At 39.9% G+C, this 23,497-nt stretch carries 23 protein-coding genes; 6 read left to right on the plus strand and 17 right to left on the minus strand.

Annotation, left to right across the window (positions count from 1 at the left end; translation table 11 throughout):
• Positions 1-57: 57 nt before the first annotated feature.
• Both P20495_RS13190 and acs read right to left on the minus strand, forming a co-directional pair.
• Complete coding sequence (locus P20495_RS13190) at positions 58-708, minus strand: response regulator transcription factor (protein ID WP_007376082.1); 651 nt, start codon at positions 706-708, stop codon at positions 58-60.
• 104 nt (positions 709-812) lie between these two features.
• Positions 813-2,753: an acetate--CoA ligase gene (gene acs / locus P20495_RS13185; protein ID WP_007376081.1), complete on the minus strand. Its 1,941-nt coding sequence runs from the start codon at positions 2,751-2,753 to the stop codon at positions 813-815.
• Positions 2,754-3,196: 443 nt separating this feature from the next.
• On the opposite strand from acs, the gene P20495_RS13180 reads away from it, so the two are divergent.
• Together P20495_RS13180 and P20495_RS13175 are read left to right on the plus strand one after the other, a co-directional pair.
• Positions 3,197-4,366 carry a DcaP family trimeric outer membrane transporter gene (locus P20495_RS13180; RefSeq protein ID WP_008135274.1) on the plus strand — a complete coding sequence of 390 codons (1,170 nt, stop codon included), beginning with the start codon at positions 3,197-3,199 and terminating at the stop codon, positions 4,364-4,366.
• A 220-nt stretch (positions 4,367-4,586) separates the two neighbouring features.
• A complete protein-coding gene (locus tag P20495_RS13175) occupies positions 4,587-6,710 on the plus strand; it encodes a TonB-dependent siderophore receptor (protein WP_008135276.1) in 2,124 nt (707 codons plus the stop codon).
• 176 nt (positions 6,711-6,886) lie between these two features.
• On the opposite strand, the gene recA is transcribed toward P20495_RS13175, so the two are convergent.
• Together recA and P20495_RS13165 are read right to left on the minus strand one after the other, a co-directional pair.
• Entirely contained in the window at positions 6,887-7,930 is a 1,044-nt protein-coding gene (gene recA, locus P20495_RS13170; RefSeq protein ID WP_007376078.1) for a recombinase RecA, read from the minus strand.
• Positions 7,931-7,998: 68 nt separating this feature from the next.
• Positions 7,999-8,487, minus strand: coding sequence for a CinA family protein (locus P20495_RS13165; RefSeq protein WP_007376077.1), 489 nt, complete (start codon positions 8,485-8,487; stop codon positions 7,999-8,001).
• A gap of 21 nt (positions 8,488-8,508) precedes the next feature.
• Between P20495_RS13165 and mutS the strand changes: the two genes are divergently transcribed.
• Positions 8,509-11,094, plus strand: a complete 2,586-nt coding sequence (mutS, locus tag P20495_RS13160) for a DNA mismatch repair protein MutS (RefSeq protein WP_008135278.1) — start codon at positions 8,509-8,511, stop codon at positions 11,092-11,094.
• A 94-nt stretch (positions 11,095-11,188) separates the two neighbouring features.
• On the opposite strand, the gene rpoS is transcribed toward mutS, so the two are convergent.
• The 11 genes from rpoS to P20495_RS13105 all read right to left on the minus strand — a co-directional run bounded on the left by rpoS (position 11,189) and on the right by P20495_RS13105 (position 18,774).
• Positions 11,189-12,163 carry an RNA polymerase sigma factor RpoS gene (gene rpoS / locus P20495_RS13155; RefSeq protein ID WP_007376075.1) on the minus strand — a complete coding sequence of 325 codons (975 nt, stop codon included), beginning with the start codon at positions 12,161-12,163 and terminating at the stop codon, positions 11,189-11,191.
• Between the two features lie 35 nt (positions 12,164-12,198).
• Positions 12,199-13,023, minus strand: coding sequence for a peptidoglycan DD-metalloendopeptidase family protein (locus P20495_RS13150; RefSeq protein WP_008135281.1), 825 nt, complete (start codon positions 13,021-13,023; stop codon positions 12,199-12,201).
• Between the two features lie 40 nt (positions 13,024-13,063).
• The gene (locus tag P20495_RS13145; protein ID WP_008135283.1) at positions 13,064-13,642 is read right to left on the minus strand and encodes a YqaA family protein; all 579 of its coding nucleotides are present in this window, start codon (positions 13,640-13,642) and stop codon (positions 13,064-13,066) included.
• Positions 13,643-13,651: 9 nt separating this feature from the next.
• Positions 13,652-14,290 (minus strand): protein-L-isoaspartate(D-aspartate) O-methyltransferase, encoded by a 639-nt coding sequence (locus tag P20495_RS13140; RefSeq protein ID WP_008135284.1) that lies wholly within the window; start codon positions 14,288-14,290, stop codon positions 13,652-13,654.
• Positions 14,280-15,044 carry a 5'/3'-nucleotidase SurE gene (gene surE, locus P20495_RS13135; RefSeq protein WP_007376071.1) on the minus strand — a complete coding sequence of 255 codons (765 nt, stop codon included), beginning with the start codon at positions 15,042-15,044 and terminating at the stop codon, positions 14,280-14,282. Before surE ends, P20495_RS13140 begins: the two co-directional genes overlap by 11 nt.
• Entirely contained in the window at positions 15,025-16,077 is a 1,053-nt protein-coding gene (gene truD, locus P20495_RS13130) for a tRNA pseudouridine(13) synthase TruD (RefSeq protein WP_007376070.1), read from the minus strand. Before truD ends, surE begins: the two co-directional genes overlap by 20 nt.
• The gene (gene ispF / locus P20495_RS13125) at positions 16,074-16,571 is read right to left on the minus strand and encodes a 2-C-methyl-D-erythritol 2,4-cyclodiphosphate synthase (protein ID WP_008135287.1); all 498 of its coding nucleotides are present in this window, start codon (positions 16,569-16,571) and stop codon (positions 16,074-16,076) included. Before ispF ends, truD begins: the two co-directional genes overlap by 4 nt.
• Positions 16,568-17,269 carry a 2-C-methyl-D-erythritol 4-phosphate cytidylyltransferase gene (gene ispD, locus P20495_RS13120; protein ID WP_008135289.1) on the minus strand — a complete coding sequence of 234 codons (702 nt, stop codon included), beginning with the start codon at positions 17,267-17,269 and terminating at the stop codon, positions 16,568-16,570. Before ispD ends, ispF begins: the two co-directional genes overlap by 4 nt.
• A complete protein-coding gene (gene ftsB / locus P20495_RS13115) occupies positions 17,259-17,546 on the minus strand; it encodes a cell division protein FtsB (protein ID WP_007376067.1) in 288 nt (95 codons plus the stop codon). Before ftsB ends, ispD begins: the two co-directional genes overlap by 11 nt.
• A gap of 40 nt (positions 17,547-17,586) precedes the next feature.
• The gene (locus tag P20495_RS13110; RefSeq protein ID WP_008135292.1) at positions 17,587-18,219 is read right to left on the minus strand and encodes a hypothetical protein; all 633 of its coding nucleotides are present in this window, start codon (positions 18,217-18,219) and stop codon (positions 17,587-17,589) included.
• A gap of 75 nt (positions 18,220-18,294) precedes the next feature.
• Entirely contained in the window at positions 18,295-18,774 is a 480-nt protein-coding gene (locus tag P20495_RS13105) for a DUF2947 domain-containing protein (RefSeq protein ID WP_002958965.1), read from the minus strand.
• Between the two features lie 60 nt (positions 18,775-18,834).
• Between P20495_RS13105 and P20495_RS13100 the strand changes: the two genes are divergently transcribed.
• Genes P20495_RS13100 through P20495_RS13090 form a run of 3 tightly spaced genes read left to right on the plus strand, consistent with a single transcriptional unit; the run spans position 18,835 to position 21,164 of the window.
• Complete coding sequence (locus P20495_RS13100) at positions 18,835-19,074, plus strand: DUF1653 domain-containing protein (RefSeq protein WP_008135296.1); 240 nt, start codon at positions 18,835-18,837, stop codon at positions 19,072-19,074.
• A 52-nt stretch (positions 19,075-19,126) separates the two neighbouring features.
• Positions 19,127-19,975, plus strand: a complete 849-nt coding sequence (locus P20495_RS13095) for a MoxR family ATPase (RefSeq protein WP_008135298.1) — start codon at positions 19,127-19,129, stop codon at positions 19,973-19,975.
• A 1-nt stretch (position 19,976) separates the two neighbouring features.
• The gene (locus P20495_RS13090) at positions 19,977-21,164 is read left to right on the plus strand and encodes a VWA domain-containing protein (protein WP_008135299.1); all 1,188 of its coding nucleotides are present in this window, start codon (positions 19,977-19,979) and stop codon (positions 21,162-21,164) included.
• A 65-nt stretch (positions 21,165-21,229) separates the two neighbouring features.
• On the opposite strand, the gene P20495_RS13085 is transcribed toward P20495_RS13090, so the two are convergent.
• A complete protein-coding gene (locus P20495_RS13085; protein WP_008135301.1) occupies positions 21,230-22,513 on the minus strand; it encodes a hypothetical protein in 1,284 nt (427 codons plus the stop codon).
• 122 nt (positions 22,514-22,635) lie between these two features.
• Complete coding sequence (locus P20495_RS13080) at positions 22,636-23,427, minus strand: hypothetical protein (protein ID WP_008135303.1); 792 nt, start codon at positions 23,425-23,427, stop codon at positions 22,636-22,638.
• Between the last annotated feature and the right edge of the window lie 70 nt (positions 23,428-23,497).

The raw sequence follows: 23,497 nt of genomic DNA on the forward strand, positions 1-23,497 counted from the left end.
GCATTGTTGCTGGCATTTTTTTGCTCATAAATAAGCTAATAACTTTTTAAATCTAAATTATGCCTGCTCTATTGGTTCGAGCTTTAATTTAGCGGCAATTAAAACGGCTTGGGTACGATTGTACACACCGAGTTTTCTAAATATGGCTGTAATGTGTGCTTTTACTGTCGCTTCTGAGATGTGTAGTTCATAAGCAATTTGCTTATTAAGTAAACCTTCGTGCAGATATTGCAGCACTCGGTATTGTTGAGGCGTTAATGAGGCAACTTGCGCTGCTATTTCTCTATCTTCACCTTCAATTTCAGCTACTTTGTTTTTTAACTCTTTTGGTAGCCATGTATCGCCTTCAAGTATTTGGTTAATTGCACTGGCAATATCATCAGACGATGACGATTTAGGAATAAAACCCATAGCGCCGTAACCCATTACTTTTGAAACTATATTCACGTCTTCACTACCCGAAACAACGGCTATAGGTAAACTTGGGTATTCTTCTCGAATACGAATAAGGCCATATAAATCACCATTACCTGGCATGTGAAGGTCTAGCAGTAATATATCAAGATCCTCTTGCTCGCTTAACACTTGCAATGTGCTGTCAAAATCGGATGATTCAAAAACGGCTAAACCTTCAAATTTTGCGCTCAGTGCGCCTTTTAGTGCTTCACGAAATAACGGATGGTCGTCCGCTATTAAAAACTGACTCATGGTTCACTCCTAATAAATTCGGCTGCCAGTTAGGTTTAAAACCCTTACTGACAGCCGATATACTACGTTTAGAATCAACTTGTAATCAAGTTTTTAACGCACATTTAACGATTTAATCTGTTCTCGATTAGTTCATCGACAACTGAAGGATCCGCAAGCGTTGACGTATCACCGAGTTGTTGGTGCTCATTTGCAGCGATTTTACGTAAAATACGACGCATAATCTTGCCTGAGCGTGTTTTTGGCAAACCCGGTGACCATTGAATCATATCTGGAGATGCTATTGGGCTTAGCTCTTTACGAACCCAGTTACGTACCTCTTTGGTTAACTCATCGCTTACAGTTACACCTTCGTTAGGCGTAATATATACATAAATACCTTGGCCTTTAATATCATGCGGGTAACCCACTACAGCTGCTTCAGCTACAGCTTCATGCGATACAAGCGCACTTTCAATTTCGGCAGTGCCTAAGCGATGACCCGATACGTTTAATACATCGTCCACACGACCTGTGATCCAGTAATAACCATCCTCATCACGACGACAACCATCGCCTGTAAAGTACACTCCTGGGTAGGCGCTAAAATAAGTTTGTTCAAAACGTTCATGGTCGCCATAAACAGTTCGCGCTTGCGATGGCCAGCTATCTAAAATAACTAAATTACCATCTACAGCACCTTCGAGTGTACTACCTTCGGCATCAAATAATGCAGGCGCAATACCAAAAAATGGATGTGTTGCAGAACCTGGTTTTGTATCAGTAGCACCCGGAAGTGGTGTGATCATAATACCACCGGTTTCTGTTTGCCACCATGTATCAACAATCGGGCAATTAGATTTACCAATACTCTCGTAATACCATGTCCACGCTTCTGGATTAATTGGCTCACCTACTGAACCTAAAATACGTAAACTATCGCGATTTGACGAAGCTGTTGGCTCATCACCTTTGGCCATTAGTGCTCTAATTGCTGTAGGAGCGGTATATAAAATAGTCACACCGTGTTTATCAACTACTTCGCCCATACGCCCAGCTGTTGGATAGGTAGGTACACCCTCAAATACAACTTGAGTACAACCGTTTACTAATGGCCCGTACGCTATGTAACTGTGGCCTGTGATCCAACCTACATCGGCACTACACCAATACACATCATCTTCTTTTAAATCAAATACGTATTCATGTGTCATTGATGAGTAAACTAAGTAACCACCGGTGGTATGCACAACACCTTTAGGCTGACCAGTAGAACCTGATGTATACAATATAAACAAAGGATCTTCAGCATTCATTGGTTCTGGCTCACACTGTGCTGGTAAGTCAGCAACTAGCTCGTGCCACCATATATCGTGCTTATTCCAATCAACTTCACCACCGGTTAATTGGTGCACAATAACGTGTTCAATTGTGGTTACAGAATCTTGCGCTACCGCTTCATCAACGTTTGCTTTTAATGGTACGCAATTACCTGCACGTCGACCTTCATCAGAAGTAATAACGACTTTAGCGCCCGAATCCCTAATACGGTCGGCAATCGCTGATGGTGAAAAGCCACCAAATACAACAGAGTGAATAGCACCAATTCGTGCACAAGCTTGCATTGCGTAAATGGCCTGAGGCGTCATTGGCATATAAATAGCTACACGGTCACCTTTTTTAACACCTAACTTTTTTAAGCCATTGGCAAATTTAGCCACTTCATCATGAAGTTTTTGATAAGTAATGTGCTCACTTTGAGAAGGATCATCACCTTCCCAAATCAGCGCCACTTTATCGGCTTTTGTCTTTAAGTGGCGGTCAATACAGTTATAAGAAGCGTTAAGGTAGCCATCTTCATACCATTTAATGCTGATATGGCCTTTATCAAATGAGGTGTTTTTAACTTTAGTGTAAGGAGTAGACCAATCGAGGCGTTTGCCGTGCTCATCCCAAAAACTTTCTGGATCGTCAATAGATTGCTTATAAAGCGTATTATATTTATTTTTATCAATGAGTGTTGCGTCTTTAATGTGCGCAGGAACTGGATAGATACTTTGTGACATCTTAGTCTCCATTTAAATTACTTGCCTTGGGCTCTTATCAAGGATTACTCAGCAGTGCTTTATTAAGTATTAGACCTTAGTTGTACACACCTTTAAATTCTTCAGTTGTAGTTTATAATTGGCTTGGTTTAATTATTTTACATAAATAATACAAGATGTTAAATGTAAGTAAATGCAAACTACTTATACCTTAAACCTTAGTCTTATAGACCAATAGGTAATTGAGTATATCTCGTACATATTTAACAGTGTTGCCGTAAAATAATAAAACAATTTTGCTAAAACTTAACTAATCTATTATTTAACAAATAAAAATAGAATGTGTATTAGTAATGACAAGTCACGCAAAAAAGCACTTTTTATTCGTAAGTAATACCTTTAGCAAGTAATACAAAATAAATGAATAAAAAGTAATAAACAAGTAGCCTATAAAGGACACCAAAATGAAATTTACTCCATTAAAAACACTCGCAGCAAGTGCTGTTCTTTGCGCGCTTTCAAGCGCAACATACGCAGCAACTGTTGCAAAGGTTGGTGATACCGAATTTACTTACGGCGGATACATTAAACTTGACTCTATGTGGAGTGATTATTCAGCCGGTGCACCAGCAGGCACAAGTGTTGGTCGTGATTTTTACGTACCAAGTACACTTACAGTTGGCGATGATAATAGCTCTGATGCAGTTTTTGATATGCACGCACGTCAATCTCGTTTTAATTTTGGTACAGCCACGTTATTAGATAACGGTAAAACGGTAAAAACTAAAATTGAAATTGACTTTTTAGCGTCTGCAGCCGGTGGAAACGAGCGCGTTTCAAATTCATACGCACCACGCATTAGACATGCATTCATCACTTATGACGGTTGGTTATTTGGTCAAACTTGGTCAAACTTTCAAAACGTAGGTGCTCTTGCAGAAACACTCGACTTTGTAGGCCCAGCTGAAGGCACTGTGTTTGTTCGTCAATCTCAAATTAAATACACAACTGGCGCATGGTCTTTTTCATTAGAAAATCCAGAAAGTACAATTACGACAGCGGGCGGCACACGTGTTGCCACTGATGATGCATCACTACCTGATTTTACAGCACGTTATACGCACAAAGCTGATTGGGGTAACATCGTTGTTGCAGCACTAGCACGTCAACTTACTTATAAAGTCGGTGAAATTGACGCTGATGAAACATCATTTGGCATTAGCGCATCAGGTATGGTTAAGTTAGGTGAAGACAACCTTAAATTTATGCTTACCCAAGGGCAAGGTTTAGGCCGTTATGTAGGCTTAAACGTAGCACATGGCGCTGTTCTTGATGGTGATGATCTTGATGCTATTGATTCTACATCAGGTTTTGTAGCTTACCAGCATAAATGGAACAGTCAGTGGCGTTCAACGTTCTTATACTCTTTCTTCTCTGCTGATAACAATACCGATTTACTCGCTATCTCTGGTGATCCTACAGAATCAAGCCAAAGCTACAGCGCAAATATCTTATACTCACCCGTTAAACGCTTAACATTTGGCGCTGAACTAAAGCATGCTGAGCGAGAAACTGAAAGCGGCGTTGATGGTGATTTAGACCGTTTACAATTTTCTGTTAAATACTCTTTTTAATAGCTAAAAATCTAATTACTTCCTTAAGCGGCCTTGGCCGCTTTTTTAATAAGTACAACTAAGTTCTAAATAATTCATTAATCCGTACCTATAATCCTTATTTATGGCGCTAAAATCCAAAAAAACAGAATAATCTTAGTTAAAAACCCTTATCACAATTGCAAATCAATATCATTTAGATTAAATTACGCACTTCTTTTTGAACCAAATGGAAACACCCATGTCGTCCCCTCAAATTTTGCGTTTATCTAAGCTGAGCTTTGCTACTTCTTTAATTTTATCTGGTTATGCATTTGCAGATGAATCAACTACAAATGATGAACCTCTCGAAAAAATAGCTGTTTATGGCCAACATCATAAGAACTACATAACAGAAGAAGCACAATCTGCGACTAAGCTAGGCCTAACTATTAAAGAAACACCGCAATCAATCTCTGTGATTTCACGTGCTTTAATGGATGACTTTTCATTAGATGATATAAACTCAGTGCTTGAGAGCACACCTGGTGTAACGGTAGAACAAATAGAAACCGACCGTACCTACTTTAAAGCCCGTGGTTTTGAAATTACTAATTTTTTAGTTGATGGTTTAGGCATTCCTAAAAGCTCAGGGTCAATTCAAGGTAGTCTTGATACTTCAATTTACGATCGAGTAGAAATCGTCCGCGGTGCTAATGGCTTAATGACGGGCGCTGGTAACCCTTCAGCCACCGTAAATATGGTTTTAAAAAAGCCGACTTATACAACACAAGCGAATGCATCAGCCTCATATGGTTCGTGGGATAAAAAACGTTTAGATTTAGATGTATCTACACCAATAAATGACGAACACGCTGTACGTGCCGTATTTACAAAACAAAAAGCTGATTCATACCTAGATCGTTACGAAACAGATAAAACAATTATTTACTTAGCGTACGAAGGTAAATTAACCGATAGCACATCACTTAGTGTTAATTACGTTAACCAACAAAAAGATGCTAAAAGCCCACTTTGGGGTGCTTTACCACTATTTTATACTGATGGCACAGCAACCGATTACGACGAATCAACCAGCACGGCTGCTGACTGGTCTTACTGGGATAATAGCGCAGAGCAAGTATATGTAACGCTTGAACAAAATTTATCAGCAACATGGGTTGCTAGAGCGCGTTATGCTCACATCGAAAATGAACAAGATTCAGAGTTATTTTACGTATTCGGTACTCCAGATAAAGACACAGAACTTGGTTTAACTGGTTATGCTAGCCGTTATGATTACAGCGATAAACATGACTTATTTGATTTATACGCTACGGGTAAATTTGACTTATTTGGCCAAGAACATGACCTTTCTTTTGGTGTTAGCCAAGCTAAGATGGATTACACAGAGCAATCTCTCTACGATTACACTACAGGTAATGGCTTTCCAGCAATGCCTTCTCTTAAAGTTTGGAATGGTGTAATCCCTGAAGCAACGCTAGCTGATGCTCCTAATGGCAGTGAAGTAACCCATGATCAAAAATCAGCTTACATATCTACTCGCCTTAAATTAAGTGAACCTCTAAGTATACTTGCTGGCGTGCGTTACACAGATTGGAAAACAAAGGGTGCTGCTTATGGTGTTGCTCAAACTAGAAATGATTCTGAAGTTATCCCATACATCGGTACTGTATATGAGTTTAATGAATCATTATCGGCTTATGCAAGTTACACAGAAACATTTGTTCCGCAAACAGAGCTTGATATTAATGCGAACCAATTAGCTCCTGTAATAGGAAAAAGCAGTGAAGTTGGCGTAAAGGCTCAATTACTTGATGATCAAATTTTTGTAACTTTTGCTTATTTTGATGCAAAACAAGAAGGCCTCGCTATAGCACTTCCTAATTCATTACCGAGTGATACGCGCTATTATGCTGCAGATGGTATAGATAGTGACGGGTTTGAAATAGAGCTTAGCGGAAGACTTACTGACGATCTAAGTGCAAGTATTAGCTTTAGTAATCTAAATATTGACGGTGATGATTTAGTTAAAGATTACACACCTGAAAACCAGCTCAAAGTGGCTGCAACCTATCAAGTACCAATGATTGATGGCTTAACATTTGGTGCTAATTATCGCTGGCAAGGTTCTATAAGCCGAGTACAAGTAAGTGATGCAAATGGCCTTGCTACAGTGACAACAAATCAAGATGCTTATGGTTTGCTTGACTTAATGGCTAACTATAAGATTACAGAAAACGTAGGAGTCACTTTCAACGTAAATAACACTACGAGTGAAAAGTATTTACACAGCCTGTTTTGGGCTCAAGGTTACTATGGCGCACCACGTAACTACGCGCTTTCTGTAAATTGGCAGTTATAAGTATATTTGGTTAATACAACAAATTATTGTAGCTGAATTAAAAACGACACATTTCTATGTGTCGTTTTTATCTTATCTACTTTAAGTTTTTAACAATAAAAAGCGCCAACCATTACTGGTTAGCGCTTTTTTAAAGCTCGGGTCAAATCAAGCTAAGAAACTCATTTTGATACAGCTTAAAGGTCTGCGTCATCGCCTAACTTATCTTCACCATCTTCTGGTTCAATAGTTGCTTTTAGTAAAAGCATTTCGCGTAACTTACCTTCAATCTCATCAGCAATTTCTGGGTTTTCTTTCAAAAACTTAATTGAGTTAGATTTACCTTGGCCAACCTTGTTGCCACAGTAGCTATACCAAGCACCAGCTTTTTCAACAATTTTATGCTTAACGCCTAGGTCAATTAGCTCGCCTTGCTTAGAAATACCTTCACCGTACATGATGATAAATTCAGCTTGTTTAAATGGCGGCGCTACTTTGTTTTTAACAATTTTAACGCGAGTTTCGTTACCAACAACTTCATCGCCTTCTTTTACAGAACCAATACGACGAATATCAATACGTACCGATGCGTAAAACTTAAGTGCATTACCACCCGTTGTTGTTTCTGGGTTACCAAACATAACACCAATTTTCATACGAATTTGGTTAATGAAAATACATAACGTGTTAGAGCGTTTAATATTACCAGTAAGCTTACGTAATGCTTGTGACATTAAACGTGCTTGTAGGCCCATGTGCGAGTCGCCCATGTCGCCTTCAATCTCAGCTTTTGGTGTAAGTGCAGCAACCGAGTCAATAATAACAACGTCTACCGCGCTTGAACGTACTAACATGTCACAAATCTCTAGCGCTTGCTCACCTGTATCTGGTTGCGATACAAAAAGATCGTCAATGTTAACACCAAGTTTTTGTGCATAAATTGGATCTAGAGCATGCTCAGCATCGATAAAGGCACATGTTTTGCCTTCTTTTTGAGCTTCTGCGATAACTTGTAAAGTAAGCGTTGTTTTACCAGATGATTCAGGACCGTACACTTCAACAATACGTCCCATAGGTAAACCACCTATGCCTAAGGCAATATCAATACCTAATGAGCCTGTAGATACAGATTCAATGTTTAACGCTTTGTTATCACCCAATTTCATAATTGAGCCTTTACCAAATTGACGTTCAATTTGTGATAGTGCTGCGTCTAACGCTTTTTGTTTGTTATCGTTCATTTTGTTCTCCAAATCCAGCTAATGGAACCAAGTATACTGTATGAAATCACAGTATCAAGCTAATTTTTTTATTTTATCTCATCTATTACATTTTTTAATGCAAATACAATAGCTTGTAACCTAACCTGAGCTCTATCACCAATAAATACTTGTTTAAATGTAAGCAACTTATCATTAATTTGTATGCCAAACCACACAAGTCCAACAGGTTTACCTTCAGTTGCACCACCAGGCCCGGCAATGCCCGATACAGCTATCGCAATATTAGCGTTTGTTGCTTTAATAGCACCTACTGCCATTTCTCGCACTGTTTGTTCGCTTACAGCACCATACTTTGCTAATGTACTTGCACTTACATTTAATAAGTCTTGCTTTGCTTGGTTGCTATAAGTGACAAATGCACGGTCAATATAAGCCGAGCTCCCAGGGGTATCGGTAAGGGCATAACTCACTCCGCCACCAGTACATGACTCAGCACTAGTGATCCATAAGCATTTATCCGTTAAAATAGCGCCTAATTGCGCAGCAAGTGTTTTAATCTCTTGATGTAATTCCATATTCAGCCTTTGGGTAAATACATGTCGTTTGATCTTTATGCACCACACACTATAAAACAACAAACCCCTATGATGCAGCAGTATCTAAAAATAAAATCAGAGCATCGCGATATTTTATTGTTTTATCGTATGGGCGATTTTTACGAACTCTTTTTTGATGACGCTAAACGCGCCGCTCAATTACTCGATATTTCGCAAACACATCGCGGTAAAGCCGGTGGCGATCCTATCCCTATGGCGGGCGTACCTTATCATGCAGTAGAAAACTACTTAGCACGCCTAGTCCAAATGGGCGAATCAGTCGCTATTTGCGAACAAGTTGGCGACCCTGCAACCAGTAAAGGTCCCGTTGATCGTAAAGTTGTACGTATAGTTACACCCGGTACAATTTCTGACGAAGCGCTTTTACAAGAACGACAAGACAACCTCCTTACCAGTGTTTGGCAAAGTAAAAAAGGCTTATACGGTATTGCCTACCTTGATATTAATTCAGGTCGTTTCAACATAGTTGAAGTAAACACCGACGAAGCCTTTAGCTCAACTATTCAGCGCCTATCACCAGCAGAACTTCTGTATAGCGAAAGCTTTGAAAACTTTCATTTAATTGAGCATATAAAAGGCGCTCGTCGTCGCCCAGAGTGGGAATTCGACTTAGATACGGCCCAACACTTATTATGCGATCAGTTTGGTACTAAAGATTTAGTCGGCTTTGGTGTTGATAAAGCCCACAGCGCACTTGTTGCTGCAGGTTGCCTAATGCAATACGTAAAAGATACACAACGTATTGCATTGCCGCATATTCGTGCAATTACGCTTGAGCACAACGAGCACGCAGTTATTTTAGATGCTGCAACACGTAAAAATTTAGAGCTTACCGTTAATCTATCGGGCGGGTTTGAAAATACACTTGCTCAAGTACTTGATAAAACAGCAACGCCAATGGGTTCTCGCTTACTAAAGCGCCGTATTCATACGCCTATTCGTAATAAAGATGAGCTAAATTCACGTTTAAATGCAATTAGTGCAATTTTAGACGTACAACTTTGCGGTGAATTACACGAATCATTAAAAGAGATTGGTGATGTAGAGCGTGTTATTGCACGCCTAGCTTTATGTACTGCTCGCCCACGCGATTTAACTCGCCTGCGCAGTGCACTACAAGCACTTGCACCACTGCATACTTTGTTAGGTGATACTAACGATCCTCGTATAACAGATATTATCAAGCACTCGCCTGAACTCCCTGATTTACAATCATTGTTAGAGCAAGCTGTAATAGAAAACCCACCGGTACTTATTCGTGATGGTGGCGTTATTGCCCCGGGTTACAACAGTGAACTTGATGAATGGCGTAACTTAAGTAAAGGTGCAACCGATGTTCTTGATCAACTAGAACTGCGAGAACGCGAACGTACGGGTATTAGTACGCTTAAAATTGGTTATAACCGCGTACATGGCTTTTTTATTGAAGTAAGCCGCGCTAACGCGCACTTAGTACCAGCCGACTACATTCGTCGTCAAACGCTTAAAAACAACGAACGCTACATTATTCCAGAGCTTAAAGAGCACGAAGATAAAGTGCTTGGTAGCCAATCAAAAGCCTTAGCACTTGAGAAGCAACTATACGAGGAGTTGTTTAGATTTATTGCTCCACATATTGAACAGTTGCAAATGATGGCAGCAGCACTGGCTGATTTAGACGTATTAAATAATCTGGCCGAACGTGCATTTGCACTCAATTATGCAAAACCAGAACTGTGCGATAACGACAACATTAGCATTAAGCAAGGTCGTCACCCTGTTGTTGAACAAGTAATGAAAGAACCGTTTATTGCTAATCCTGTTGAATTAAACAGCCAACGTAAAATGTTAATTATTACCGGTCCAAATATGGGCGGTAAATCAACCTATATGCGCCAAACAGCACTTATTGTACTAATGGCTCACATTGGCAGTTATGTACCCGCAGACAGCGCTAAAATTGGTAATATTGATCGCATATTTACACGTATTGGTGCAAGCGATGATTTAGCATCAGGTCGCTCAACCTTCATGGTAGAAATGACCGAAACAGCGACTATTTTAAATAATGCCACGGCGCAGTCTTTGGTATTAATGGATGAAATTGGTCGCGGTACAAGCACTTACGATGGGCTGTCGCTTGCGTATGCAACAGCGAATCATTTAGCGTCAAAAATATCAGCTAAAACCTTATTTGCTACGCACTACTTTGAATTAACAGAACTTGCTGAGCAAACCACGGGCCTTGTAAACGTGCATCTTGATGCAATAGAACATAACGACACGATTGCATTTATGCATACAGTTCTCGACGGTGCAGCAAGCAAAAGCTTTGGTTTACAAGTAGCCGCTCTTGCAGGTGTGCCAAAAGCTGTGATTGCACAAGCAAAGCAAAAACTTAAGTTGCTTGAAAATCACCAAAGCGTCACTGCACCAAATACAGAACAACAAGCCTTTACTTTTAATAACGAAATTGCACAAAGTACACCTTCAGAAGTTGAAGAGCAGTTAAGCGCAATCGACCCTGATAACTTATCGCCACGCCAAGCACACGATTTGTTATATAAACTAAAAGCATTGTTGTAATTTATGTCATCTAATTTACAAGCATAAAAAAAGCCGAAGAATAAATTCTTCGGCTTTTTAACACACATAATAGTCTCTTAAACTATTTAACTAGCTACGAAAACTGATTAAATAAGCTGTCTGTACTTAAACCTTCTTGTTGCAAAATGTCTTTTAAACGACGTAATGCTTCTACCTGAATTTGTCTTACACGTTCACGTGTTAAGCCTATTTCGCGGCCTACATCTTCAAGTGTAGATGGCTCATAGCCAAGTAATCCAAATCGACGTGCTAACACTTCGCGTTGTTTAGGATTTAACTCACCTAACCAATCTACAATGTGTTTATTTATATCATTCGTTTGTACTTGGCCTTCAGGGCCTGCACTTTTTTCATCAGGAATAATATCTAATAATACACTGTCATTTTCGCCGCCAATTGGCATATCAACAGAGGCTATTTTTTCGTTTAGACGTAGCATTTTTGTTACGTCTTCAACGGGTCTATCTAAGCTCTCAGCAATTTCTTCAGCAGTGGGTTCATGATCTAACTTTTGAGTTAATTCACGAGCAGTACGTAAATAAACATTAAGCTCTTTAACCACATGAATAGGTAAACGTATCGTACGTGTTTGATTCATAATGGCACGTTCAATTGTTTGGCGTATCCACCATGTCGCGTAAGTTGAGAATCTAAAGCCACGCTCAGGATCAAATTTTTCAACAGCGCGGATTAAACCTAAATTACCCTCTTCAATTAAATCAAGTAAGGCAAGTCCACGGTTATTATATCGGCGAGCTATTTTAACAACCAAGCGTAAATTGCTTTCAATCATGCGTTTACGAGAGGCGTCACAACCTTTAAGTGATTTTCGTGCAAAAAAGACTTCTTCTTCTGCACTCAGTAATGGAGAGAAACCTATTTCACCAAGATAAAGCTGAGTGGCGTCAAGGTTTTTTGTTACTTCTTCTTTGGCAAATATATCTTCGTCATCTACTTTTTCAAGTAACGATGTGTTTTCTTCAACGGTGGTATCATCGAACTTGTCATCATTCGTGATGTTTTTGTCAAATTTTGCTGCGTTAGCCATAAGCCTTCTCCCGAGCAATTATCAATACCTTAAAATTAGGGTAGGTATTTAGCAGGATTGACAGCTTGCCCTCGGTAGCGAATTTCAAAACGAAGTGCCGTAACCGAAGATTCTGAATTACCAATTTCTGCTATTTTTTGTCCAGCCTTAATTTTCTGCTTTTCTTTAACAAGTAATTTCGAGTTATGTGCATAAGCACTTAGGTAATCATCATTATGTTTCAATATGATTAAACTACCATAACCTCGAAGTGCGTTACCCGCGTACACCACCGTTCCTTGTGCCGCGGCTAATACTGAAGCCCCTTTTTTATTAGTAATCTGTAAGCCTTTGTATCCGTTTTCCTTATTAGAAAAGCGTTTAGTAATTTTACCTTTTGCTGGCCAAAACCACTTCACCTTACTACTCGACAAATACTTTTTATTACTAACTTTGTTACTGGCTTGTTTTTGAACATACTCTCGTTGTTTTGGCTGATCAAGCTCTTTCTTTAATTTTTTGTTATTTTTTTGTGTGCTTTTTCTAGACTTTTTACTCGAATTCGTATATTTTTCCGACTTTTTATTTTCTGACTGCAATGGTATTAAAGAGATATCTTGCCCAGGATATATTACATAAGGTGATGAAATAGAATTGTTTTTTGCTAATTTACGAAAATCTTGACCTGCACTAAAAGCAATTGAATATAAAGTATCTCCTTTTTGAACTTTATACTTATTACCACTAATGTTAATTTTATGATCTGAATAGTTAACATTGTTATTTAGGCTGCTGACTGGTGCTGGAACATGACGAGACGAGCAGCCAAAAAGCAAAATACTAATAAATAAAGCAACATAACGCATAAATTGTTTATTCATTGTATTTAGCTCCTTATGTAAAAAAGTTATTTTATAAAGCTTAACGCAACAAAAAGTACGCTACTGCAATTAATACTACTAATCCCCAACCAAGCATTTCAATATATTGACGTAATTTTTGCTCCATCTTAGCTCCGCCCCACTTCATTAAAGCTGAAACTAAAAAGAATCGCGCACCGCGCCCGATGGCAGATGCAATTAAAAAAGGCAAAAAGGCCATTTGTAAAACACCCGCGCCAATCGTAAATACTTTATAAGGTATAGGTGAAAAACCAGCTAAAAAAACAACCCAAACACCGTAATCTTTAAACCAGTTTAATGCGACATCAAACTTTTCTTGCCAGTGCATTTGTGCAATTAATGGCTCAACAACGGGTTCAAATAACCAAAAGCCGAGTAAATACCCAATTATTCCGCCAACAACCGATGCGATTGTGGCAAAACTTGCAAAGCGCCATGCTTTTTTAGGTTGAGCAAGCGACATAGGCGCAAGCATAACATCAGGTGGGATTGGAAAAAAAACAGACTCAGCAAAGCTCATTGCAGCCAAATAACGCTCGGCATGGCGATGCTTGGCCCATACAAGGGCCATATCATATAACTTAGTAAACAACTTCAAAATGAATTCCTATTCAATATCGCCAGGTACCAGTGGTACAAACCTAACTGGTGCAATAACATGTTCTGTGTAATCGTCGCCGTTGCGAATAACCATTACTAATTTTTGATCACTTTCACCAATAGGGGCTAATAACACGCCACCATCAGCCAATTGAGCAAGTAAATCTTTTGGCACTTTAGAGGCCGCAGCCGTCACTATAATACCGTCAAAAGGCGCTTGTGACTGCCAACCTTGCCAGCCATCACCATGCTTCATCGACACATTATATAAATCGAGTTGATGTAACCGACGTTTGGCTTGCCATTGCAAGGCTTTAATACGCTCAACTGAATAAATTTTAGTGAACGTTTTAGCTAAAATTGCAGTTTGGTAACCAGACCCAGTACCAATTTCCAGTACTTTATTGCGAACACCCGCAAGGCGAAGTAGCTCAGTCATACGGGCAACAATATAAGGTTGCGATATAGTTTGCCCCTGCCCGATGGGTAACGCTGTATTTTCATACGCTTTATGTTGCAACACGTCATCAATAAAAACATGGCGCGGAATATTCGCAATAGCACTAAGCACTTGGGTATCTTCTACGCCTTCGCGCTGTAGTAAATCAGATAACGCTTTGGCGCTGCGCGTATAATTAGCGAGCACGGTTTATCTCCAAATCGGCAAGCCAGTCTCCTACCGCTTCTAAGCTATCTTTAGCGGTCATATCAACACTTAATGGCGTAACTGAGGCATAGCCATTATTGATTGCGTAAAAGTCGGTGCCTTCACCTGCATCACTTTCGGTGCCAAGCGATCCATACCAATAAATATCACGACCCCAGGGATCCGTTTGTTTGGTCATGGTTTCGGCTTTATGACGAGCGCCTAAACGTGTTACTTGCACCCCTTTTAATTCACTTAGTGGAATATCTGGCACATTAATATTTATTATTTGATCTTTTGGAAGCGGATGCGAAGCCAAGCCCTTAATAATATTGACGGTAACAGCAGCGGCTGTTTCAAAATGCTCGCCTTTATGTGAGCAAAGCGATACCGCAATTGCAGGTAAGCCCAAATGACGTCCTTCAGTCGCGGCAGCCACTGTGCCAGAATACAGCGTGTCGTCACCTAAGTTGGCACCATGATTAATACCAGCAACAACTAGATCTGGTTTTTCATCAACCAACTGATTTACACCTAAATGTACACAATCTGTAGGCGTGCCATTAACCGACATAAAACCATTTTCGAGTGTCGTCGCTCGTAGCGGGTTCATTAATGTTAAAGAATTACTCGCGCCACTACAGTTGCGATCAGGTGCAACAAGGGTTACCTCTGCAATTTGTATAAGCGCCTGATATAAAACCGCAATGCCTTTGGCATTTACGCCATCATCGTTACTTAACAGTATCTTCATTTATGCCATTATCCTTTTCTTTGCGCTCTCGTGGGCTTGCATCTGTATAATCCACCAGCTCGCGTAATAATGCGGTTGCAAAACACCCTTTTGGCAAACCAAAACTCAGTTTTAAACTCGTTTCATCTATGGTCTCAACCGTTAAGTTTTGCGGAATTAAACGCAGCATTCTGCGCTCATTTTTAAGGCCGAGTTCACCCAAGCCATCGCACCATGCTTGGTAAGGTGCAAGCCATACTTTTTCTTGCTCGGTTAAGCCTTTTTCACTTTTACCCACCATAGGTGCCGACATCATAATATCGCCAGTGGCTAATCGCTCAATGTTTTCATCGTTAATCGCATCTTCAAAAAATGCATTACTGCCGCTGAGCATAAATACTTCACGGTGCATTGTTTTAGCTAAACCATGCTCTTTTACACGCAGGCTCACTAACTGATTAAATACATGCGATCGTGCTGCTGAAATAATAATACCGCGCAACTTTTTATCGCGAATACGCTCACCGGCAAACATTTTTTCAGCCATAACTAAGTTATGACCACCATGACCAAAGCGCTGCTCGCCAAAGTAATTAGGCACGCCTGCGCGTACTGCGTTAATACGGCATAGAATATCAAGAGGCTTGGTTACATTACGAAGCGTAATAGTAAATTTATTACCTTTGTGGCAGCCCGTACGTAACTTACGGTCGTGGCGCTGTTGCGAAACAATAAAAATACTCTCGCTATTCAAGTCGCTAAAATCGATAGGCTTTTTAATCGGTACTTTTACACTAAACCACTGCGAGCACACACCGTGGCGATCTTTCATGCCTGCGTAACTTACGTCTCGCGGTGAAACACCCGCACGCTGCGCAATTAGCTTTGCAACGTATTGCGTGTTTTCGCCTTTTTTAACCACCTGCAAACACACGTGTTCGCCACTGCCGGTAAATTCTATACCTAAGTCTTCATCAACCATAAAGTCTTCAGCAGTGGTTTTAAAATCAGCTTTAGAAAGCGGTGCACCGTATAAATAATTTAAATCGCTCATGCGTTTTTTGTACTCGCAGGCTCTTTACTCATAATAACCACCGCATGGCTCGAAATACCTTCTTTGCGCCCTTCAAAGCCTAGCTTTTCGGTAGTAGTGGCTTTAACGTTAATTTGGCAAAGGTCACAATTTAAATCACTGGCTAAATTAGCACGCATAGCTTGAATATGTGGCAGCATTTTTGGCGCTTGCGCAACAATAGTCACATCGCCATTGCCAAGTACATAACCTTGCTCTTTAGCTAAGCCCACCACATGGCGAAGTAAAATACGGCTGTCAATATTTTCATACTCACTAGCTGTATCGGGAAAGTGCTTACCAATATCACCCATAGCAAGGGAGCCTAAAATAGCATCACATAATGCATGAATAGCAACATCGCCATCGGAGTGCGCTAAAAAGCCCTGTGGGTAATCAATTTTTTCACCACAAATAGTTAACGGGCCTTCGCCGCCAAATTTATGTACGTCAAAACCATGGCCAATTCGTATCATAATGCACTCTCGTTTTGTTGTTTATGTAATAAAAACCCAGCCAAATCTAAATCCTCTGGTGTGGTTATTTTAATATTGTCGCTGCGCCCTGCCACAAGCTTTACCGGTTTGCCCGCCCATTCAATAGCACTGGCTTCATCGGTAATAGTTGCCCCACTTGCTAATGCGTTTTGAAGTGCATTTTTAAGCTCGTCATATTTAAAAAATTGTGGGGTAAGTGCTTGCCATAAATCGTCTCGTGGCACAGTTTGTAGGGCATGTGTGTGGCCACGTTTTATGGTGTCTTTTACTTTGCTAGCTAAAATACCACCTTCGTCAGCACACATGCATTCATCAATTAAGCGTTCTATATCACTAATATTAACTAACGGGCGTGCAGCATCATGTACCAGCACCCATGCTGGAGGATTGGGCGCTAAAAAAAGTAAGCTATTGAGCACTGAATCGGCACGTTCATTTCCGCCACTGGCGCGAACAATGCGCTTATCAGCGAATGAAAGTTCGTCAAAATAGGGGTCGCTGTCGCTAAGAGCAACAACAATAGTGCTTAATTTAGGTAATTGAGAAAGTTTAGCTAAGGTGTGTTCTAAAATGGTTTTACCCGCTAATTGTATGTATTGCTTAGGCGCATTGTGCTGCATCCTACTGCCAACACCTGCAGCAGGTACAATTGCTGCAATAGTCTGTTTATTTGTCATATTGTTTGCCCGGTAAAACACGAATAAATGTTTCGTCCGGTTTAATCATTCCCAATTCGTTGCGTGCACGCTCTTCAATACCTTCTTGGCCAAGCTTTAAATCTTCTATATCAGCTGTAAGCACTTTATTTCGTTTAATAAGCTTTTCGTTAGTGTGTTGGTGTGATGCGACAGCACCTTTTAATCGCGTGTAGTCTTGTACGCCATTATGACCAAACCATAATCTATATTGCACAAACAGTGCTAAGCACAATAAGCAAGCTTGAAAAAATCGCATTTAACACTCCTTATTTTAAATCCCGAATACCTTAACTTTATTAAGCTAAAGGGCGCTTTAAATTGCGCCAATTAATACTACCCGCTAAAAGCATTTCGCGTAGTGATAAGAGCCGTGGTGAGCAGCGCTTTGAAAACTGCCATTGATGCCCACAACAAGCTGCGGTAAAACTTACCTTACTTGGCTTTATTAACTGAGCGTTTTGCTGCTCAAGCCCATTTCCTAAAAAATCAAACCAACCTAGCTCGTTACAATGCAGCTTATTTTCATCTAACTGATCGATACTGTCTATTCTCAGGCGCACCTGATCGTAGCCATGCAATATAACAGGCACTATTAACCCCACTTTGGCATGTGTTTGATAAAAAAGTTCATTAGCTTGAACATTCACATCGGGTGGTGTCGGTTTTTGTTTTTCAAGCCAAGACCCATTTTGCGAGTCCAACGTAAAAGGTGTGTCACCATTGGCAACTAACGTTGCCGCTCGCTCAATATAATAGGGTAGGCTTTTTAACTGCCGACGTAGCTTATCAGCATTAGGCTCTGCGACTAAACGCAAAACCTCACGCTGATAAAATGCATTGCACAATTGTGCATATAACACTTTTTGCGCATCAGTTTGCCAAATTTCAACTTGTTGCAGAGCACCAAGTGACTGATTTTTCGCTACCAATAGCTCTACTCAAAAACATTTAGGTAAATGTTTTATAGCACAGTACTGAATGCTTTTTAAGCATTACATACTAATTTAAGCGCTTGGCTTTTCACCTAATTTAGCTTTACCTGATTCTAAAAATTGCACAACCGTATTACGCTTTTTACCAATTAATAAACTGCCATCAGCTAAAAACATAAAGTTTTGCCAATTGCGTTTAAATACATCAAACGTCGTTTCGATAATATTATCGCGTGCCATACAAAAATAAACCGTGGTGTTAGCTTCCCAATCTAAAAACGTTAAGATTGCTTCTGGTGGTAGCGCATCACCATTTTCCCACGCATCTTGCCAATCTACTTCTTGGCTAAAGCTTTTTTCTTGACCACACCAATCGGTGTCTTCAAAAAAATCAGGGTGATCAAACTCACGGCTCACCATGGTTGTCCAAAGTACGGCTGCGCGCTCGTCGCTCATAGGCTTTATTTTTGCTGCGTCTTCATCAGATACAGGTAAATCTTTGTGGCGAAAAACCCACGCCTTTTTGTAATCATCTAAAGAAATATAGTTCATAGTATTGGCAAATTAGTTAACATTAAAAGTGCAAAGCCAAATTATACAAGAGATCAAAACATGACTACAGCAATAAAACCACTTTCCCTAAAACCAGGCATATACCAACACTACAAAGGCCCGCAATATAAAGTTATTCATGTTGCCACCCATAGCGAAACCGAGGAACAACTTGTGATTTACCAAGCACTTTATGGTGAATTTGGTATATGGGCGCGCCCATTAAGCATGTTTTTAGAAACTGTTGAAAAAGACAGTAAAACTATACCGCGTTTTGCTTATATTGGACCTGCTGCTTAACTATGGCATTATAACAAAATAACTTACTGCTCAGACCAGACAAGGGTACACCGTGCAATTTAATTCAACTGACAATTACATAGCGAGTAGCGCGCTTAAACAAGCTGTAAATGCTGCCATTATGCTCGAAAAACCACTTTTAATTAAAGGCGAACCTGGCACAGGTAAAACTATGCTGGCTGAGGAGTTGGCTAAAAGCTTAGATACCACGCTTATTCAGTGGCATATAAAATCGACTACTAAAGCGCAGCAAGGCTTATATGAGTACGACGCGGTTTCGCGCCTGCGCGACAGCCAATTAGGTGACGAGCGCGTACACAACATTAGTAACTACATCGTTAAAGGTAAGCTTTGGCAGGCATTTACGTATGCAGAGCTTAACGGCAAACGCCCAGTACTATTAATTGATGAAATAGACAAAGCCGACATAGAGTTCCCAAACGACTTACTACTTGAGCTTGATAAAATGGAGTTTCATGTTTACGAAACTAATGAACGCATTGTCGCAAAAGAGCGCCCTATTGTGATCATCACATCAAATAACGAAAAAGAATTACCGGACGCATTTTTACGCCGCTGCTTTTTTCATTACATTGATTTTCCTAGCAGCGATGAAATGCAGCAAATTATTGACGTGCACTACCCTAACGTTAAACAAGATTTAGTACGCCAAGCACTCGAGGTGTTTTTTAACCTGCGCGAAGCAAGCGGCCTTAAAAAGAAGCCTTCCACCAGCGAATTACTCGACTGGCTTAAACTACTAATGGCAGAAGACATAGACGCTAAAACACTGCACGACAAAGCTAAAAAAGGCGGTTTAATGCCCATGTTTGGCGCATTACTTAAAAATGAGCAAGATATAAGCCTAATCGAAAAGCTCGCGTTTATGAGCCGTCGCTAACATGTTAGTACAGTTTTTTTTCACGCTACGTAAATACCGTTTACCTGTAAGCCTGCGCGAGTTACTCGATTTAATAAACGCATTAAAAAAAGGCGTTATATTTGCCGACGTAGATGCATTTTACCATTTAGCTCGCACTATAATGGTAAAAGACGAAACGCACTTTGATCGCTTCGACAAAGCCTTTAGCGACTACTTTAGCGGTATTGCCGATCTTGATTTGCTCGAGAGTTTAAAGCAACACCACAACTTACCTGAAGACTGGCTACGTAAAGAGTTTGAAAAAAACCTAAGCGATGAAGAAAAAGCTCAGCTTAAAGCCATGGGCGGGCTCGATGAGCTTATGAAAACCCTAAAAGAGCGTTTACAAGAGCAACAAAAACGCCACGCAGGCGGCAATAAATGGGTGGGCACTGGCGGCACATCACCTTTTGGTGCCTATGGCTATAACCCCGAAGGCGTACGTATTGGGCAAGACGGCAACCGTAACCGCCAAGCCGTAAAAGTGTGGGATAAACGAGAATACAAAAACCTCGACACGGATCGCGAAATTGGCTCGCGTACTATTAAACTCGCCCTTAAAAAGTTACGTAAATTTGCTCGCACTGGCGCAAGCGACACGCTAGATTTAAACGAGACTATTCGCGCTACTGCAAAACAAGGCGGCATGCTTGATGTAAAAATGGCACCCGAGCGCCACAATGCCGTAAAAGTATTGATGCTGTTTGATATTGGCGGCTCAATGGATGACTACATTCATACCTGCGAAGAATTATTTAGCGCCGCCCACAGCGAATTTAAACACCTAGAGTTTTACTACTTTCATAACTGTTTATACGAGCACGTTTGGCAAGACAACGCGCGCCGCCATTCAAACGTGATTGACACCATGACGCTGATTAATAAATTTACCAGCGACTATAAAGTAATATTTGTTGGCGATGCTACTATGGGCCCATACGAAATAGCCTACCCTGGCGGCTCGGTAGAACACTACAACGAAGAGCCCGGCAGTGCCTGGTTACAACGTGTCACAAACCACTTTGATAAAGTCGCCTGGCTCAACCCACAACCCGTTGAACACTGGCCGTACTATCAGTCAATTGGCTTTATAAAAGAGTTAATGAACAACCGCATGTATGCGCTGAGTTTAGATGGAATAAGTAGAGCGATAAAAGAGCTGAGTTGATAGTTCATATCAATGACAGCTCAGTGCCATTTCCGGACGTTCGAAACCTTGGCCACTTGTTAGTTTTAAATTACAGTAGATGTTTCAAAAATAATTTGTTCAGAAACGAACCTTAGTAGAGGTACTTCCTTTACTAAGGTTCCATCATCTTTAAATGGCGTGTATTTTGATTTCTCGGAGTCTTTGCTATGAACAATAGAATTTCTATTTTTATATATTCGATTAGCCAAGTGTTTGAAAATTAGAGCCTCATCGTCTCCGTTCAAGTCAACCTTTCCCGCGCCAGAAAATGATACAACATTTAATTTATAGTACTCAACTAGAGAAGAATCATATTCATTCAATTTATTTTTAAGTTCATCTAAATTCACATGCCTTTCTAATGTTAACCTGAGACCTTCTTGTTCATTAAACGTAAAACTATCATCTCTAAGCTTTATAGAGTTTCCAATTTCCTTTATAAGAGATGAAATATCTTTTTTTCTCCTATAGGAGAAATCTGCATGAGTGATCTTATTTCTAACCTTTTCAACTAACGCATCTGTAAATACTGCTTCAAAAAAGTGCTCGGCAATATGATAAAATGATATGTATTCTAGCATTGGGTTTTCAGTTCCAATCGCGAGTTGATAGTGATGAATTAAATCTGGTATGTAAGAACGTCTTGGAGGATCAATCTCTTCTATATTTTGCCTACGATTTTTAGTTATTCGCCCTGTTCGAAGTAATTCTTCAAAATCTCGTTGTTGAACAAAAGCAGTATCAGTGTTGTAACTAATATTGAATAAAAAAGCAGTTGAAAATCTTTCAAATTCAGAAGTGCTCTTCTTAGCATTTGATGTAACTTTTAGTGACATTCGCCCACCAACAAATTTTCTTAGTAGAGCAAGAATGCAGGGCTCACTTTCTAACTCTCTCCGCATCATAGAACTACTCATCACTGAGCGATATAATGCTCTAGGTTCACCTAATAGCGCTGCTTTTTGAACCAAATAAAGCACAAACTCATTTGAAGGCCTACCTAAAGTATAACTAACATGATTATCCTCATCATCTTGTTGGATAACTACATCATTGCCACTAGGTCTTGGAGTAAACCTGAAAAAAGGGCTTTCTTCACGGACAATGATTTCATAAGTTTTATCAGTTGATAATATTGTATCTGAAGAAGCTTGGAAGCTAGAAAGTAAATCAATTTCATTTTGTAGTTTTTGCTTAGATAATACGAGTTTTACATCATTAAATCGTACTGGTGTATATATAAAATTTTCTTCAGTTTCTTCGATTTCGAAACGTAAGACTTCACCAATCCAATCAGCAAATTCACTAACACTATGTTCTATGTTCATAACTTTCCTATAAAAAGAGTGCAAGATAATTGAGAGTTGCACTTAAAACTAACGCTCGGCTCTGCGGCTGGCAAAAGTGGAGGCGAAGCTGGAACTTTTGCCAGTCCGACAGCAGCCGCTTGTTAGGGCTTTGTGCGAATAAAACCTTGTTCGTATATTTGTTCTTTAATTAAATTGTAATAAACCTCTGGTTCACGAGGATTTACATCATATAGCTCTTCAACTCGCTCATTTCTAAACCAAAAAGATCCATCACTTATATAACAATGGATTCTATTTTTACAAAACCAATTTGAGTTTTTCACCCCTTTGATTGTGTTTAATCTTGGTTTTTCTGGCAAAAACATATACCCCACAATTAGTGGAAGGTTTTTGCTTGTTTCTAACAGTACTTTAAATGCTTCTTTAGAGTGGAAATGAGTGTCTACAACTTCGATAGCTACGAGCGGGTTCTTATCAGTCAGAGATATTTCAGTTGAACTTCGCCCTAAAATATCAAATAGCACAAACTTGCCATACACTAAGCCAAACTTAACTTCCTTTGCCCAATGATAGTTCCTCAGTTTGGCGAATGATTCGTAGCCTTTGTTTTCTTCATCCCACGGTCTTTCATAGTAACCCAGCTCATGCTTGGCATACTTGTTTAAAAATGAACATATAATCCTTTGCTCTCTCGTATGCTCTTCACTCTCAGTTACACCGGGTTCAATATCAAATCTGATTGGCTTCATTTCATAAAAATGAGGCGTTTTTGGATGGTTTCTTATCCCAAGCTGATAGCTACCATCAGGCTTATCTCTAAGCTCTTTGGTTCTAAGCTCTGCTCTTCGCTCTTCTCTGTGTAACTCTCGAAAAGAAACTGCCTCCCATACTTCATCATCATTTTTAAAATAAGCTACTTCATATTTTGGCAAATTTTCCTCCCTGAGCCCTAACAACTTTATCAGAGGACACTTTCCCTTTTTTAGCGTGAAAACGTCCTTA

This window comes from Pseudoalteromonas sp. BSi20495 (assembly GCF_000241185.1).
In the GTDB taxonomy this organism is placed as follows: domain Bacteria; phylum Pseudomonadota; class Gammaproteobacteria; order Enterobacterales; family Alteromonadaceae; genus Pseudoalteromonas; species Pseudoalteromonas fuliginea.

Excerpts from the sequence above, each read along its gene's own strand:
- P20495_RS13165 (WP_007376077.1), bottom strand. The coding sequence starts at position 8,487 with ATGGAATTACATCAAGAGATTAAAACACTTGCTGCGCAATTAGGCGCT.
- P20495_RS13085 (WP_008135301.1), bottom strand. The coding sequence starts at position 22,513 with ATGAACATAGAACATAGTGTTAGTGAATTTGCTGATTGGATTGGTGAA.
- P20495_RS13150 (WP_008135281.1), bottom strand. The coding sequence starts at position 13,023 with ATGAATAAACAATTTATGCGTTATGTTGCTTTATTTATTAGTATTTTG.
- P20495_RS13105 (WP_002958965.1), bottom strand. The coding sequence starts at position 18,774 with ATGAACTATATTTCTTTAGATGATTACAAAAAGGCGTGGGTTTTTCGC.
- recA (WP_007376078.1), bottom strand. The coding sequence starts at position 7,930 with ATGAACGATAACAAACAAAAAGCGTTAGACGCAGCACTATCACAAATT.
- truD (WP_007376070.1), bottom strand. The coding sequence starts at position 16,077 with ATGAGCGATTTAAATTATTTATACGGTGCACCGCTTTCTAAAGCTGAT.
- acs (WP_007376081.1), bottom strand. The coding sequence starts at position 2,753 with ATGTCACAAAGTATCTATCCAGTTCCTGCGCACATTAAAGACGCAACA.
- P20495_RS13090 (WP_008135299.1), top strand. The coding sequence starts at position 19,977 with ATGTTAGTACAGTTTTTTTTCACGCTACGTAAATACCGTTTACCTGTA.
- P20495_RS13190 (WP_007376082.1), bottom strand. The coding sequence starts at position 708 with ATGAGTCAGTTTTTAATAGCGGACGACCATCCGTTATTTCGTGAAGCA.
- ispF (WP_008135287.1), bottom strand. The coding sequence starts at position 16,571 with ATGATACGAATTGGCCATGGTTTTGACGTACATAAATTTGGCGGCGAA.
- P20495_RS13175 (WP_008135276.1), top strand. The coding sequence starts at position 4,587 with ATGTCGTCCCCTCAAATTTTGCGTTTATCTAAGCTGAGCTTTGCTACT.
- ispD (WP_008135289.1), bottom strand. The coding sequence starts at position 17,269 with ATGACAAATAAACAGACTATTGCAGCAATTGTACCTGCTGCAGGTGTT.
- P20495_RS13100 (WP_008135296.1), top strand. The coding sequence starts at position 18,835 with ATGACTACAGCAATAAAACCACTTTCCCTAAAACCAGGCATATACCAA.
- rpoS (WP_007376075.1), bottom strand. The coding sequence starts at position 12,163 with ATGGCTAACGCAGCAAAATTTGACAAAAACATCACGAATGATGACAAG.
- P20495_RS13180 (WP_008135274.1), top strand. The coding sequence starts at position 3,197 with ATGAAATTTACTCCATTAAAAACACTCGCAGCAAGTGCTGTTCTTTGC.
- ftsB (WP_007376067.1), bottom strand. The coding sequence starts at position 17,546 with ATGCGATTTTTTCAAGCTTGCTTATTGTGCTTAGCACTGTTTGTGCAA.
- surE (WP_007376071.1), bottom strand. The coding sequence starts at position 15,044 with ATGAAGATACTGTTAAGTAACGATGATGGCGTAAATGCCAAAGGCATT.
- mutS (WP_008135278.1), top strand. The coding sequence starts at position 8,509 with ATGTCGTTTGATCTTTATGCACCACACACTATAAAACAACAAACCCCT.